Source organism: Streptomyces sp. NPDC048604, from assembly GCF_043199435.1.
Lineage (GTDB): Bacteria > Actinomycetota > Actinomycetes > Streptomycetales > Streptomycetaceae > Streptomyces.
The window spans coordinates 1-14,325 of record NZ_JBICVX010000019.1 but is presented as its reverse complement, the minus strand read 5'-3'; the positions used below and the strand labels follow the sequence as shown (position 1 = coordinate 14,325).

The 14,325-nt window shown below is 72.0% G+C and carries 15 protein-coding genes and 1 pseudogene; 4 read left to right on the top strand and 12 right to left on the bottom strand.

Annotated features, from left to right (window positions below; genetic code table 11):
* Positions 1–3: 3 nt before the first annotated feature.
* From ACGFMM_RS30680 to ACGFMM_RS30665, 4 genes are all read right to left on the bottom strand, one after another.
* Positions 4–1,380, bottom strand: coding sequence for a GH1 family beta-glucosidase (locus ACGFMM_RS30680; RefSeq protein WP_393649856.1), 1,377 nt, complete (start codon positions 1,378–1,380; stop codon positions 4–6).
* 71 nt (positions 1,381–1,451) lie between these two features.
* Positions 1,452–2,309, bottom strand: coding sequence for a carbohydrate ABC transporter permease (locus tag ACGFMM_RS30675; RefSeq protein ID WP_393649740.1), 858 nt, complete (start codon positions 2,307–2,309; stop codon positions 1,452–1,454).
* Positions 2,302–3,312, bottom strand: coding sequence for a carbohydrate ABC transporter permease (locus ACGFMM_RS30670; RefSeq protein WP_393649739.1), 1,011 nt, complete (start codon positions 3,310–3,312; stop codon positions 2,302–2,304). Before ACGFMM_RS30670 ends, ACGFMM_RS30675 begins: the two co-directional genes overlap by 8 nt.
* Before the next feature lie 12 nt (positions 3,313–3,324).
* Positions 3,325–4,632 carry an ABC transporter substrate-binding protein gene (locus ACGFMM_RS30665; protein WP_393649738.1) on the bottom strand — a complete coding sequence of 436 codons (1,308 nt, stop codon included), beginning with the start codon at positions 4,630–4,632 and terminating at the stop codon, positions 3,325–3,327.
* Positions 4,633–4,804: 172 nt separating this feature from the next.
* Between ACGFMM_RS30665 and ACGFMM_RS30660 the strand changes: the two genes are divergently transcribed.
* Positions 4,805–6,136, top strand: coding sequence for an ROK family protein (locus tag ACGFMM_RS30660; RefSeq protein ID WP_393649737.1), 1,332 nt, complete (start codon positions 4,805–4,807; stop codon positions 6,134–6,136).
* 1 nt (position 6,137) lies between these two features.
* Here ACGFMM_RS30660 and ACGFMM_RS30655 read toward each other — a convergent pair whose 3' ends face one another.
* Positions 6,138–6,935 carry a DUF4389 domain-containing protein gene (locus tag ACGFMM_RS30655; protein ID WP_393649736.1) on the bottom strand — a complete coding sequence of 266 codons (798 nt, stop codon included), beginning with the start codon at positions 6,933–6,935 and terminating at the stop codon, positions 6,138–6,140.
* 165 nt (positions 6,936–7,100) lie between these two features.
* Here ACGFMM_RS30655 and ACGFMM_RS30650 point away from each other — a divergent pair, with 165 nt between their 5' ends.
* From ACGFMM_RS30650 to ACGFMM_RS30640, 3 genes are all read left to right on the top strand, one after another.
* Positions 7,101–7,496, top strand: coding sequence for a hypothetical protein (locus ACGFMM_RS30650; protein WP_393649735.1), 396 nt, complete (start codon positions 7,101–7,103; stop codon positions 7,494–7,496).
* A gap of 73 nt (positions 7,497–7,569) precedes the next feature.
* Positions 7,570–8,649, top strand: coding sequence for a nitrous oxide reductase family maturation protein NosD (locus ACGFMM_RS30645; protein WP_393649734.1), 1,080 nt, complete (start codon positions 7,570–7,572; stop codon positions 8,647–8,649).
* 51 nt (positions 8,650–8,700) lie between these two features.
* Complete coding sequence (locus ACGFMM_RS30640; RefSeq protein WP_393649733.1) at positions 8,701–9,729, top strand: methyltransferase; 1,029 nt, start codon at positions 8,701–8,703, stop codon at positions 9,727–9,729.
* A gap of 78 nt (positions 9,730–9,807) precedes the next feature.
* Here ACGFMM_RS30640 and ACGFMM_RS30635 read toward each other — a convergent pair whose 3' ends face one another.
* From ACGFMM_RS30635 to ACGFMM_RS30605, 7 genes and pseudogenes are all read right to left on the bottom strand, one after another.
* Positions 9,808–10,140 (bottom strand): TcmI family type II polyketide cyclase, encoded by a 333-nt coding sequence (locus ACGFMM_RS30635; RefSeq protein ID WP_393649732.1) that lies wholly within the window; start codon positions 10,138–10,140, stop codon positions 9,808–9,810.
* A 22-nt stretch (positions 10,141–10,162) separates the two neighbouring features.
* Entirely contained in the window at positions 10,163–10,642 is a 480-nt protein-coding gene (locus tag ACGFMM_RS30630; protein ID WP_393649731.1) for an SRPBCC family protein, read from the bottom strand.
* Between the two features lies 1 nt (position 10,643).
* Positions 10,644–10,907 carry an acyl carrier protein gene (locus ACGFMM_RS30625; RefSeq protein ID WP_393649730.1) on the bottom strand — a complete coding sequence of 88 codons (264 nt, stop codon included), beginning with the start codon at positions 10,905–10,907 and terminating at the stop codon, positions 10,644–10,646.
* An 11-nt stretch (positions 10,908–10,918) separates the two neighbouring features.
* Entirely contained in the window at positions 10,919–12,181 is a 1,263-nt protein-coding gene (locus tag ACGFMM_RS30620) for a beta-ketoacyl synthase N-terminal-like domain-containing protein (protein WP_393649729.1), read from the bottom strand.
* Complete coding sequence (locus ACGFMM_RS30615) at positions 12,178–13,458, bottom strand: beta-ketoacyl-[acyl-carrier-protein] synthase family protein (protein ID WP_393649728.1); 1,281 nt, start codon at positions 13,456–13,458, stop codon at positions 12,178–12,180. The genes ACGFMM_RS30620 and ACGFMM_RS30615 overlap by 4 nt, the downstream gene beginning before the upstream one ends.
* Positions 13,455–13,910, bottom strand: coding sequence for a cupin domain-containing protein (locus tag ACGFMM_RS30610; protein WP_393649727.1), 456 nt, complete (start codon positions 13,908–13,910; stop codon positions 13,455–13,457). Before ACGFMM_RS30610 ends, ACGFMM_RS30615 begins: the two co-directional genes overlap by 4 nt.
* Positions 13,911–13,980: 70 nt before the next feature.
* Positions 13,981–14,325: pseudogene (locus tag ACGFMM_RS30605) on the bottom strand (TcmI family type II polyketide cyclase); the annotation flags it as partial.

The following is a 14,325-nucleotide window of genomic DNA, read 5'->3' as shown; positions in this document are numbered from 1 at the left end:
CTCCTAGGACGTGCGGTCCTTCGTCGCGGCGCGGTGGGCGCGGATGATGTCCGCGTACCGGCGGCCGCTGGTCTTCACCGTCCGCCGCTGCGTCGCGTAGTCGACGTGCACGAGGCCGAAGCGCTTGTCGTAGCCGTACGCCCATTCGAAGTTGTCCAGCAGGGACCAGGCGTAGTAGCCGGCCAGCGGGGCGCCCTTGCGCAGGGCGCGGGCGCAGGCCGCGAGGTGCCGCTCCAGGTAGCGGGCGCGGTCGGGGTCGTGGACGTGGCCGTCCGGGCCGACGGTGTCGGGGAAGGCGGAACCGTTCTCGGTGACGTACAGGCGGCGGGCGCCGTACTCCTCGGTGAGCCGCATCAGCAGGGCCTCCAGGCCGGCGGCGTCGACGGGCCAGTCCATGCCGGTGTGCGGCAGGTCGGGGCGGCGGACCTCGCGGGCGTGGGGGACGGGGCCGTCGGGGTCGTCGGCGACGGTCACCGGGAAGTAGTAGTTGAGGCCGTGCCAGTCGACCGGGCCGGCGATCAGCTCCATGTCCCCGGCGCGTTCGGGGAGTTCGACGCCGTACAGCTCGCGCATGTCGGTGGGGAAGCCGCGGCCGTACACCGGGTCGAGCCACCAGCGGTTGGTGTGGCCGTCGGCGCGGGCGGCGGCCGCGAGGTCCTCGGGGCGGGTGGAGGCGGGTTCGACGGTGGAGTGGTTGGTGACGAGGCCGACCTGGGCGCCGGGGGCGGCGGCCCGTACCGCGGCGGCGGCGAGGCCGTGGCCGAGCAGCAGGTGGTACGAGGCGCGCACGGCGGCAGTGAGGTCGGTGTGGCCGGGGGCCATGCGGCCTTCGAGGTGGCCGATCCAGGCGGAGCAGAGCGGTTCGTTGAGCGTGGCCCAGCGGGTGACGCGGTCGCCGAGGCGTTCGGCGACGACGGAGGCGTAGCGGGCGAAGTGTTCTGCGGTGCCGCGTTCGGTCCAGCCACCTCGGCTCGCCTCGGCGCGGTCCTGCAGGGCCTGCGGGAGGTCCCAGTGGTAGAGGGTGACGTTGGGGGTGATGCCGGCGTCGAGGAGCGCGTCGACGAGGCGGTCGTAGAAGTCCAGGCCGGCGGCGTTGACGGGGCCGTCGCCGCCGGGGACGACGCGGGGCCAGGCGATCGACATCCGATAGGCGTCGGCGCCCAGTTCCCGCATCAGGGCGAGGTCCTCGGGCCAGCGGTGGTAGTGGTCGCAGGCCGTGTCGCCGTGGTCGCCGTTCTCGACCGCTCCGGGGGTGTGGGAGAAGGTGTCCCAGATGGAGGGGGCGCGGCCGTCCTCGGTGACGGCGCCCTCGATCTGGTACGCGGAGGTGGCCGTGCCCCAGGCGAAGCCGGGCGGGAAGGCGGCGACGTCCAGCGGCAGCGCGGGGGCTGAGCGGACGGTTCCGGTGTCGGACACGAAGTGCCTTTCAGAAGTCCTGAGGTGAGGGATCGTCACTTGACCGCGCCCGCCGTGAAGCCGGCGACGAGGTAGCGCTGGAGGAAGAGGAAGCCCGCGACGACGGGGACGCTGACCACGAGGGAGGCGGCCATGACCTGGTTCCAGTACACGTCGGTCTGGCCCGCGTAGCTCTGGAGGCCTACGGCGAGGGTGCGGGTGGAGTCGTCGGTCATGACGGAGGCGAACAGGACCTCGCCCCAGGCTGTCATGAAGGCGTAGACGGCGACCGCGACGATGCCCGGGACGGCGGCGGGCACGATCACGCGGAACAGCGCGTGGACCGGTCCGCAGCCGTCGACCTTGGCGGCCTCGTCGAGTTCGCGCGGGATCGAGTCGAAGTACCCGGTGAGCATCCAGATCGAGAACGGCAGCGAGAAGGTCAGGTAGGTGAGGATCAGGCCCTCGCGGGAGCCGAACAGGGCGATGCCGGTGGCGTTGCCGACGTTGACGTAGAGGAGGAACAGCGGCAGCAGGAAGAGGATGCCGGGGAACATCTGCGTGGACAGCACCGTCACCGTGAAGACCCGCTTGCCGCGGAAGTCGTGGCGGCTGACGGCGTACGCGGCGAAGATCGCGACCGTGACCGAGAAGACGGTCGCGGCGACCGACACGATGATCGAGTTCACGAAGTAGTCGGCGAGCGGGACGGTCCTCCAGATGTCCGCGTACGGGCGCAGGGTGAGCCCGGACGGGATCCACCGGAACTCCCCCGAGACGTCCTGGAGGGACTTCAGGGAGCTGGAGACCATCACGTACACCGGCAGCAGGACGAAGGCCGTGAGCAGGGCGAGGACGATCCGGCGGGTCCAGAGGAACGAGGGGGGCGGGGCCGTCGGCGAGCGGTCAGACATCGGGGGTCCTCCTTCCGCGGGTGGTGAGCAGGAGGTAGGCGCCCGTGACGACGAGGAGGAACAGCAGGAGCAGGACGGACATGGCCGAGCCGGCGCCGAAGTTCCAGGTCTGGAAGGACGACTGGTAGATGTGCAGGGAGATCAGGTCCGCGGCCTCGGGGGCGGCCCTGCCGAAGAGGACGAACGGTGTGTTGAAGTCGTTGAAGGTCCACAGGAACAGGACCAGGACGAGGACCTGGTTGACCGGGCGCAGGAACGGCAGGGTGATGTGCCGGATCTGCCGCCACACTCCGGCCCCGTCGAGCGCGGCGGCCTCGTACATTTCCCGGGGGACGGTCTGGAGGCCGGCGGTCACGGTGAGGAAGGCGAACGGCCAGCCCTTCCAGACGGAGACGGTGAGCAGCGCCCAGAAGCTGTTGTCGCCGATGAGCCAGAAGGCGGGGCTGTCGCCGATGCCGAGCTGGTCGTGCAGCACGTGGTTGATCACGCCGTTGTCGTGCTGGAACATGAACGCCCACGTGATGACGGCGGCGTAGACGGGCAGCGCGTACGGGACGAGGAACAGGGTGCGCAGCAGGCCCCGGCCGCGGAAGTTCTCCTGGAGGAGCACGGCGGCGGCGGTGCCGAGCAGCCAGCACAGGCCCACCGACAGCACGGTGAACAGGCAGGTGGTGAGGAAGGACTTCAGCAGCGCCTCCCCGAGGGGGGCGTCGAAGTCGATCGCGACGGAGTAGTTGTCGAGCCCGGTCCAGGGCGCCTGCGACCAGTTGGCGATGAAGAACTGGGTGAGCTGCTTGAAGCTCATGCCGATGCCCATCAGCATCGGGACGAGATGGACGAGGAGTTCGAGGAGCAGCGCGGGCAGGAGCAGCAGGTACGGCAGTGCGAGGCGGCGGCGCCCGGAGCGGCGTGCTGCGGGCGCCTCTCCGGGTGCCGCGCTGCGCACCGCGGGCGTGCTGGGACCCGGGCTCGCGTTCGCCGGAGCGGCGGCGGTCTTCGTCATGGGAGGGACGGCCTACTTCTTCGGCATCTGCTGCTGGGCCTTGTCGAGCTTGGCGCGTACGGACTCGGTGGTGACCGGGCGGCCGGCGGCGGCGTCGGCGAAGAGCTCCTTGACCGCGGTGCCGACGACGGTCTCGAACTGGGACTCCTCCGGGACCTGTGGGAGGGCGGCGGCGCTCTTGCCGAGCGTGTCGCGGATGACGGTGAGGGAGGGGCCGGAGAAGGCCTTGTCCTGGAGCGCGCTCTTGACGGGCGGGACGGAGCCGTAGGCCTTGTTGAGCGTGATCTGCTCCTGGTCGCCGGTCATGAACTTCACGAACTTCATGGCGCCGTCGAGGTTCTCGGTGTTCTTGAAGACGGCCAGGTTGATGCCGGCGACCATGGAGTTGGTCTGCCTGTCGGCGCCGGGGGCGCCGGAGGCGACGGGCGCCGGCACGACGCCCCACTCGTCCTCCTTCATGCCCTGGGCGGCGAAGGTCTGCTGCGGGGTCTGCCACAGGACCATGGCGGTGCGGCTCTTGGCGAAGTCGCTGAGGGACTGGTTCTGGGCGTACTCGGCGTTGCCGGGGGCGACGATCTTGGCGTCGGCCATGAGGTCGACGTACTGCTTGACGGCGGCGACGGCTCCGTCGGAGGTGAAGTCGGCCTTGCCGTCGGTGGTGAAGAAGTCGGCGCCGTGCTGCTTGCCGAGGACGAAGACGTGGTGGATGTTCTCGGCGAGGTTGGCGCCCTCGACGCCGATGCCCCACTTGCCGTCCTTGCTGATCTTCTTCCCGGTGGCGATCACCTCGTCCCAGGTGGCCGGGGGCTTCGTTATGCCGGCTTCCCGGAACATCTTCTTGTTGTAGTAGAGCGCGTAGGCCATGGAGTAGAGCGGGACGGCGGCCGGGTCCTGGCCCTGGGCGCCGGTGGAGCCGAGCGCGGAGGCGACGAAGCGGTCCTTGCCGCCGATCTTGCCGAAGGTGCCCTCGTCCCAGGGCACCAGGGCCCCGCTCGCCTGGAGGGAGGCGGTCCAGGTGTTGCCGATGTTGAGGACGTCGGGGCCCTGGCCTGAGGTGGTCGCGGTGAGGATCCGGTTGAGCAGGTCGGACCACGGGATCACCTCCAGTTCGACCTTGATGCCGGTCTCCTTCTCGAACCTGTCGAGTTCGGGCTGCAGGATCTTCTTGTCGGCCTCGAGGTTCGGTCCCTGGTTGGAGGCCCAGTACGTGAGGGTTTTCTTCGCCCCGCCGCCGTCCTCCTCCCCGCCGGCGCAGGCGGTGGCCGTGAGGAGGAGGGAGAGGGTGACGACTCCGGTGACAGCGGCTCTGGTTCTGCGCATGGCTCGTGGGCCCTTCCGGGGGACGACGCGAGTGCCGGGGCCGGGCTCTCGGTCGGCTCGCCCGCCCCCGTCGGCTTAATTTAGGATGTGAGTTAAACCCCATGAGAAGGGAGCGTCAAGGCCTGCTCTCCGGGTATGTTGCAACGAACCACTTCGACAGACGGGGACCAAAGTGCACGCGAAGAGTGGCCGCACGGTACGTGATCTGCGACGCGAGAACCGCACCGCCGTGCTGCGCAGGTTGTACTTCGAGGGGCCGATGAGCCGCCTCATGCTCGGCCCGGCGACGGGGCTCAGTTCGGGGTCGATCAGCAACGTGGTCGCCGAACTGGTCGCCGAGGGCCTCGTCGAGGAGGCCGGCAGCGTCGACTCGGCGGGCGGCCGCCCCCGCACGCTGCTGCGCGTCTCCCCCGGCGCCGGCTGCATGATCGGCGTCGACATCGGCGAGACGCGGCTGCGGATCGAGCTCTTCGACCTCACGCTCACCGAACTGGCCCGCACCGAGCGCCCGTTGGCGAGCACCGGACCGCGGACCGCACGGTACGACGTCGGGCTCGTCGTCGACCATCTGCGCGAGGGCATCACGGAGGTCCTGGACACCGCCGGCGTGCCCACCGAGCGGCTGCTCGGCGTCGGGGTCGGCGTCCCCGGCATCGTCGCCCGGACGCCCGAGGACGGCGCGGTGGTGCACGGTCAGACGATCGGCTGGGACGCCGTCCCGCTGGAGCGGCTGCTGCGCGAGGCGGTCGACCTGCCGGACTCGGTGCCGTACTGGATCGACAACGGCGCCCGCACGCTCGGCCAGGCCGAGATGTGGTTCGGCGCGGGGCGGGGCGCGCGCAGCGCGGTCGTGGTGCTGTTCGGCTCCGGCGTCGGCGCCTGTGTCGCCGACGACCCGCTGGGTCCGGGCAGCGCCCTGGACTGGGGTCATGTGCGCGCGCTGGAGTGGGGCCACATGACGGTACGGGTCCGGGGCCGGCGCTGCCGCTGCGGTTCCCAGGGCTGTCTGGAGGCGTACGCGGGGGCCGAGGCGCTGCTGGAGCGCTGGCGGGAGGCGGGCGGGCGGCCGCCGGCCGGGGCGGACGAGGAGACCGCGCTGACCGCGCTGCTGGCCGCCGCTTACCCGCCCGCGGGGGAAGCGGAGGCCGACGCGACGGCCGTCTCCGTCCTGGCGGAGACGGCCGAGTACCTCGGCGCCGGCTTCGCCGATCTGATCAACCTGTTCCAGCCCGAACGCATCCTCGTCGGCGGCTGGGCCGGCCTCCAGCTCGGCGAGCGGTTCCTCACGGCCGTACGGCGGCACGCGCAGGAGTACGCGCTGCGCTACCCGGCCAGCCGCACCGCCATCGGCCTCGGGACGCTTGGCCCGGAGGCGGTCACGGTCGGCGCGGCGCTGCTGCCGCTGGCCGACTTCTTCGCCCGCGGCGGCCGCCGGGCCGAGAGCGGGCCCGAGCTGCCCGGGCCCGCCTGGCAGGCCACGCTGCAGGACCGGGTGTCGACCTGAGTCACCAGCGGTCGGCCGGTACGACGGGCGCGTACTTGTAGTCGGCGTCGTCGGTGTCGTAGTCGACCATGCCCGAGGTCAGCTGGCCGGCGAGGCCGAGCGCCAGGAAGACCCAGACCAGCACCTTCGCGCCGGTGCCGAGGACGAGCGGACGCGTCGCGGAGGGCGCCTGGAGCGCGGCGGGGCCGGCCTCGTCGCCGAGGATGCCCTTGGGGTACACGGGCGTCAGCAGGTACATGTAGGCGGCGAGCCGCATCCGGTAGCGCAGGACGGCCGCCGTCGCGCCGAAGACCGGGTCGGGCAGGCGGCCCAGGATGATGCCGATCAGCCAGAACACCCAGCAGATCGCGAACCAGCCGGACACCGCGAGGCCGCTGATGATCGCCGCCGGGATCACCAGGATCAGCCGGAAGAACACCGCCAGACGGTTCAGCGGGGTGCGGCGCAGCTCGATCTGCACCGGGTATTCGGGGTCGTCGAAGGCGAACGGCGGGTAGCGGTCGACGAGCAGGGCCGCGCTGGCCGAGACGCGGGTCTGGTAGGCGAGGACGCCGCCGAGGAAGTCCGCGATCCCGTCGGGCAGCCGACCGAGCACCAGCGCGGCGAACCAGCCCACGATCGCGACGAAGAACGACACGAAGGACAGCACGAACACGGCGATGAACTGGGGCAGGAGCAGCAGCCAGCGCAGCAGCACCGTCCACCGCCGCTGCTGCGCCGGTGCGGGCACGTCCAGGGCCGGCCGCCACTCGCCGCTGTCGCGGCCGTCCGGGGGGCGGGGTTCCCAACCTGTCGTCACGGCAGCCTCCGTAGGGTTCCAGGGGTCACCTCGATGCTGCTGCGGCCCGCCGCTCCCCGCACGGCCACGGGGGCCACAGGGGTCACTCCGGCGTGGGGGCGGGGCGCTCGGGGACGAGCCGCGACGCGATAATGGCGGCCGTACGACACGAGGGACGAGGGACCGATGACGCTCGAAGCGGGCCGGCGCGTGAGGCTGGCGGCGGAACTCAGGCTGGCCGGATCGCTGGTCCCGGCCCGGGACACGTCGGGCGCGGCGCCGTTCGCGGGCTCCCTGTCCCTGGCGGCCGGCGCCGAGGGCACGGTCGAGCACGTGGACGGGGGCCGGCGCCCGGAGCCGAGCCAGGAGGTCCGCGAGTACGAGCGCCTGAAGTCGCTCCTGGACTCCTTCGGCGCGCAGATGCCCCCGGCCAGCCGGGAGCGCCTCGCGGAGGAGCTCGCCGCCCTGGAACCCGCCTGGACCGCCCACCAGGAGCACGGCCTCCGGGCGACGCTCCGCGTCCGCCTCGACAACGGTTTCGTCCTCGACGACGTGCCCGAGGAACTGTTCACGGCCGTCTGACGGAGGGACACCTGGTGCCCGCCTGGAGGAGCAGCGGTGGCAGGGCCGTGGCGGCGCTCATAACTTCGGGCTTATGACCAATCGACAGATCGCCTGCCTGGCATGCGCCACGGCCGTCGTGACCACGCTGCTCGGCGCCGCGGGCCCGACGGCCGCCGACCCCCTCGCCGCCGTCCCGAAGGTCCACCGGGTGAAGGCCGGGGCCTCCATTCAGAAGGCCGTGGACGCCGCGAAGCCCGGGGACACCGTCCTGCTCGCCCCCGGCACGTACCGGCAGAGCGTCCGCATCACCACGTCGAACCTGACCCTGCGGGGCTCCGGCGTGCTGCCCACCGTCCTGGTGCCCGCCACGACCCCGGCCGCCGACGACACCTGCGCCAAGGCCGGCAATGGCGTCTGCGTGACCGGGACGGAGAGCAGCCCGGTCACCGGCGTGACCGTGCGCTCGCTGACCCTGCGCGGGTTCGCGTCCAGTGGCCTGTGGTCCGCGTGGACCGACCGGCTGAAGGTGCAGTACGTCGTCGCCGAGAAGAACGGCAAGTGGGGCATCGGCCAGGAGCGTTCCGTACGCGGCGCGTTCAGCCGAAACGTCGTCCGGGGCAACGGCGACGCCGGCATCTTCCTGGCCAACACCATCGACCGGGAGCACGGCTCCACGGACGCCCGCGGCGCCTCGGTCAGCCGCAACCACATCACCGGCAACCGGATCGGCATCACCGTACGGCGGCTGCGGAACGTGACCGTCGAGCGGAACGTGGCGACGGGCAACTGCGCGGGGCTGTTCGTGGTGGGCGACGAGTCCCGGCCGCGCGCCGAGGCGACCGTGCGCCGCAACGACATCAGCGCCAACAACAAGCACTGCCCGGCGACGCCCCGGCTGCCCTTCCTGCAGGGCTCCGGCATCGTGCTGACCGGCGCCGAGGAGTCGCTGATCGAGCGGAACCGGGTCGTGGACAACGTGGGAACGTCCCCGCTGTCCGGCGGGATCGTGCTGTTCAAGAGCTTCGTCGGCGCGTCGAACGACCAGAACGAGATCCGCGACAACGTGGTGCTGCGCAACAGCACGGCCGACCTGGCCGACCGGGACGTCGGCAAGGGCAACGCGTTCGTCGGGAACCGGTGCACGGTCTCCGAGCCCGCCGGAATGTGCTGACCCCCGCCGACTCTCTCCTCTCCCCCTGCGCAAGCAAAGGCAAGGCCACAGATGACGATGATCGAACCTGCTCCGCCGCCGTCCATGCGGCTGCGTGAGCTCGTCTTCGGGGCGGCGTGCGCCGCCGCCGTACGCGCGGCCACCCGCCTGGGCGTGGCGGACGCGCTGGGCGACACGCCCACGACCGTGGAGGACCTGGCCGCGGCGGTGAAGACCGAGCCGCACACCCTGCGCCGGCTGCTGCGCGCCCTGGCCTCCCAGGGCGTCTTCGCGGAGCAGTCCGACGGGCTGTTCGCGCACACGGACATGTCCCGGCTGTTGCGCGAGGACGATCCGCACAGCCTGCGGTACATCGCCCTGTGGTGCACGGAGCCGTGGACCTGGGACGTGTGGCCGAAGCTGGACGAGGCGGTGCGCGACGGCCGGACCGTCTTCGAGGGCGTGTACGGGAAGGAGTTCTTCCCGTACCTCCACGAGGAGGCGCCCGAGTCGGCGTACGTCTTCAACCGGGCCATGACGACGTCGAGCCGGCAGTCCGCGCAGGACGTCGCCGAACTCCTCGACCTGCACGGCGTGTCCTCCGTGGCCGACATCGGCGGCGGGCAGGGCCACGTCCTGGCGAGTCTGCTGGAGAAGCATCCGGCGCTGCAGGGCGCGCTGCTCGATCTGCCGGGCGTGGTGGAGAACGCCGATCCGCGGCTGCGGGACGGCGGGGCGCTCGCCCCGCGGGTGCGGGTGCTGGCCGGGGACTGCCGGGAGGACATCCCCGTCCGGGCGGACGTGTACATCATCAAGAACATCCTGGAGTGGGACGACGACAGCACCCGCCGGGCGCTGGCCAACGTCCGGCGTGCGGCGCCTCCCGGCGCACGCGTCGTGGTGATCGAGAACCTGGTGGACGACACCCCCTCGATGCGGTTCACCACCGCCATGGACCTGCTGCTGCTGCTCAACGTGGGCGGTGCGAAGCACACCCGGCAGAGCATGGTGGAGCGGCTGACGGAGGCGGGGCTCGTCATCGGCGAGATCCGCCCGGTCAACGCGTATCTGCACGCCTTCGAGTGCACCGTGCCGGCGTAGCCGGCTCCTCCTCACATCCCGAGGCCGCCGGTTCCGCGTCTGACGCGGGGCCGGCGGCCTCGGGATTCTGTGCGCCGCCTAGGGGCGGCCGTCCCGCTCCCAGCTGTAGAAGCGGTGCGCCATGGCGTCCTTGGGGCTGCGCCAGGTCTGCGGGTCGTACGCGCTGACGTACGCCGCCAGCCGGTCGCTGACGCCCCGGAACTCGGGGTGGCCGGCGAGCTTCGCGATGGCGGGCGCCGGGTCCTGCTCGGCCTCGATGAGGTGCAGGTACACGTCGCCGAACTGGAAGAGGCTGCGCCGGGAGACGCCGACCAGGTGCGGCAGTTCGCCCTGGTCGGAGTCGGCGAACACGTCGGCGATCGCGGGCGCGGAACCGGGCGCCATGCGGGCGACGATCAGGGTGTGGTGCATCGAGGTCCTTCCCTGGGCGCGGTCAGCGCACGACCGGCGCCGTCTGGCGGCGGTCGCGGGCGGCCTGCTCGATGCGGTCGCGGATGAGGGCCATCTGCGTGCGCGAGTTGCGGTTGATGTTGTCCGTCATCCACTCGTCGTCGACGGGCGCGTCGGGCTTCATCGCGAAGTCCTGCACCCAGCGCATCTGGACGCCGCCGGGCAGCTCCACGTACTCCCACTTGATGTTCATGTGGGCGAACGGACCGGTCTCGACGCGGCGGGCGCGTACGGTCCTGCTCTCACGGTCCATGGTGCGCTCGGAGACCCAGCTCCAGACCTTGCCGGACTCGTCCGGGTGCATGGTCAGCCGGAACGTGGTCGCCTCGCCCTCGCGGGAGAGGACCTCGACGGAGGCGTACTCACTGAAGAGCCGGGGCCAGTTCTCGATGTCGTTGGTCATGTCCCAGACGAGTTCGAGCGGGGCGTCGATGGTGATGCTGTTGTCGGTGTGGCCGGACATGTCAGGCTCCGTTCCTGAGGGTGTCGTTGACGAGGGCGAGGAACTCCTCGGGCGTCTTGCAGCGTTCGGCGTCGTTGGGCAGGGACTGCCCGGTCCGGTTCTCCAGCTCGCCGACGATGCCGAGCAGGCCCAGCGAGTCGACGCCGAGCACCGAGAACGGCGTCTGCGGGGACTGCTCCAGCTCGCGGGGGTCGACGGTGACCCCGGCCGCCTGCTTCATCAGCGTGGCCAGTTCGTCGACGGTGACTGCGGTGGTGGTGGTCATGCGTCTCTCCTTTACGCCCGGCCGGGCCGGGCGGATTCGCCGCCGCGGCGCACGACCAGCGCCGCGTTGGATCCCATCAGTCCCCTGCTGAGGACGAGGGCCGTGCGCAGCTCGGCGGGCCGAGCGCGGGACATCACCAGGTCGAGGTCGTGGCAGATGTCGTACACGTTGGGGGTGGGGGGCACCTGGCCGTGCTCCATGGCGAGCACCGCGGCCACGGTGTCGAGCACCGGGGCCGCGCAGTAGCCGCGGCCGATCCCGGTCTTGGGGGCGGTCACGGGCACGCGGGCGGCGTGCGCCCCCAGGGCGTCGGCGAGGGCCAGCGCCTCGGCACGGTCCGCCTCCGGTACGCCCAGGGCGTCGGCGAAGACGACGTCGATCTCCTCGGGGGCGCAGCCGGCCTCGTCGAGGGCGATCCGGATCGCCCGCGCGAGCCCTTCGCGGGACAGGTCCCAACGGGAGGCGCCGGTGAACGTGGCGCCGTGGCCGGCGATGCTCGCCCGGACGGTCGCGCCGCGGTCGCGGGCCCGCTGCGCGTCCTCGACGACGAGCACGGCGCCGCCCTCGGCGGGGACGAAGCCGCAGGCCGCCGAGGTGAAGGGCCGGTAGGCGCGGGCCGGTTCCTCGACGGTGCTGATCTCGGGGTAGCCGAGTTCGCACACCATCGAGTACGGGGCGAGGGGCGCCTCGGCCGCGCCGACCAGCATCGTCGGGGTGCCGCGGTGCACGGCGCGGGCGGCGTGGGCGAGGGCGTCCAGGCCGCCGGCCTCGTCGCTGGCGACCACTCCGCAGGGCCCCTTGAAGCCGCCGCGGATGGAGATCTGGCCGGTGGAGGCCGCGTAGAACCAGGCGATGGACTGGTACGGGCCCACGAACTTCGAGCCCTGGCCCCACAGTTTCTGCAGCTCCCGCTGGCCGAACTCGCCGCCGCCGGACCCCGCCGCCGTCACCACGCCGATGTCGAAGGGCCGGTCGGGGGCGTCCCGGCCGAACCCGGCGTCGTCGAGGGCGAGCGAGGCCGCGGCCATGGCGTAGTGGCTGAACCGGTCGGTCTGGACGAGGAAGCGCTCCTCGATGAGGGCTGCGGCGTCGAAGCCCCGTACCTCGCCGGCGACCTTGAGCGGCAGGTGGTCGCAGCCCTCGCGGCTGATCCGGTCCAGGGCGACGACGCCCTCCCGGACGGACTTCCAGAAGGCGTCCGCGCTCTGCCCGTTGGGGGCGATCACACCGATGCCGGTGACGACCGCGTCCGGTGGGCGGCTTGTGCTGCTCATCTCGTCCTCCCGCCCGCCCCGGTGAGGAGGACCGCGGACTGGAAGCCGCCGAAGCCGCTGCCGACGGAGAGCACGTTGCGCAGCTTCCGGGGGCGGGCGGTGCGCGGCACGTAGTCCAGGTCGCACTCGGGGTCGGGAGTCTGGTAGTTGGCGGTCGGCGGGACGACCTGGTGCTTCAGCGCGAGCACGCAGGCGGCGACCTCGATCGCGCCGATCGCGCCGAGCGAGTGCCCCACCATGGACTTGATCGAACTCATCGGCGTCCCGTACGCGTGGGCGCCGAGCGAGCGCTTGACGGCGGCGGTCTCGTGCCGGTCGTTCTGCCGGGTGCCGGAGCCGTGGGCGTTGACGTAGTCGACGAGGGTGGGATCCAGCTTCGCCTGGTTCAGCGCGGCGTCGATGGCCCGTGCCATCTCCAGTCCCTCGGCTGTCAGTCCGGTCATGTGGTAGGCGTTGCCGTACGTGGCGTAGCCGCCTATCTCGCAGTACACCGGCGCCCCGCGGGCCCGCGCGTGCTCGTACTCCTCCAGGACGACGACCGCCGCGCCCTCGCCCATGACGAAGCCCTTGCGGTCGGCGTCGAAGGGGCGGGAGGCGTGCTCGGGGTCGTCGTTGTCGGGCGACGTCGCCTTGATGGCGTCGAAGCAGGCCATGGTGATCGGGGATATCGGGGAGTCCGAGGCGCCGGCGATGCAGACGTCCGCCCGGCCCTCCTCGATGGTGTGGTAGGCGTAGCCGACGGCGTCGAGGCCGGAGGTGCAGCCGGTGGAGACCGTCTGCACGGGGCCGCGCGCGCCGAACTGTTCGGCGACGGTCGAGGCGAGCGTGCTCGGCGAGAACGCCAGGTGCAGCTGCGGGTCGGCCGCCCGGTGGTCCACGTCCCAGCGCGAGCCGCGCCCGCTGACCTGTACGTAGTCGTGCTCGAGCCGGGTGGTGCCGCCGACGGCGCTGCCGAGGGAGACGGCGACCCGCCAGGGGTCCTGCCGCCCGCTGTCCAGGCTGGTGTCGAGCCCGGAGTCGCGGACCGCCTCGTGGGCGGCGACGACGGCGAACTGGATGTACCGGTCGGCGTGTTCGCACAGGTCCGGGTCGAGGCCGTGCTCGCGCGGGTCGAAGTCGCATTCGGCGGCGATGCGGGAGCGCAGGCCCGCGGGGTCGAACAGGGTGATGCCGCGCGTGGCGGTGCGCCCCGCGGCCAGCAGGTCCCAGAACGCCGCTGCTCCGGTGCCGCCCGGGGCGACCACCCCGACACCGGTGACGGCGACGCGCCGGGTCACTCGATGGCTCCGTGCACGGGGTCGCCCGCCGCGGCGGTTGCGGCGCCTGCGCCGGTCGCCTCGCCGTCGGTCTCCTCGGTGTCGACGTGGCCCATGCTGGGGTGGGGCGCCAGCGGGCCGAGGTGGAAGACCATACGGGCCTCCACGTCGCCGACGTTCCGGAAGCGGTGCCGCATGTCGATCGGGATCAGCAGCCCCTGGTCGGGCCGGAGCGCGAAGGTCTCGCCGTCCAGGTCCACCTCGAGGGCGCCGGAGACCACGTACACGAACTCCTCGGAGTACGGGTGGTAGTGCTCGCCGATGCGCTCGCCGGGCTGCACGATGGCCAGCCCCATGAAGCCGCTGGTGGAACCCACGGTGGCGGGCGTGAGCATGGCCCTGAGGTCGCCTCCCCGCCTGCGGTTGGGTTCGGTCTCGCTCAGGTTCACGATGCGCGGACGCTGCTTGAGCATGCTTGTTACCTCCGGGTGTGGCAGTGGCGTACGGGGGTTGGGCGGCCGCGGCCGGGGCCGCGGCCGGCCGTCACGAGCCCGCCGCGGTGCGGTCGGTGATGGGCAGCATGTCGGCGTGCGACAGGAGCCGGTTGAGGTTGCGGTCCGTCTGCAGCGAGCCCTCGACGCCGATGGCGGCGCCGTCGAGCAGCCGTTCGAGGACGGCGGCCTTGCGGGGGCCCTTGAGGCCGAGGGAGGCCGCCGGGTCGAGGTCGAGGTCGCCGGTGACGTCGACCAGGCGCACGACGATGTCGTCACGCTGGAAGACGGTGCTGGCGTGGACCGGGCTGCCCGGGTCCTCGGCCGCGGCGGCGTCCTGCGCGGCGAGCAGCCGGGCCAGGTCCGTGCCGCGGCTCTCCCTGGCCGGGTAGTACAG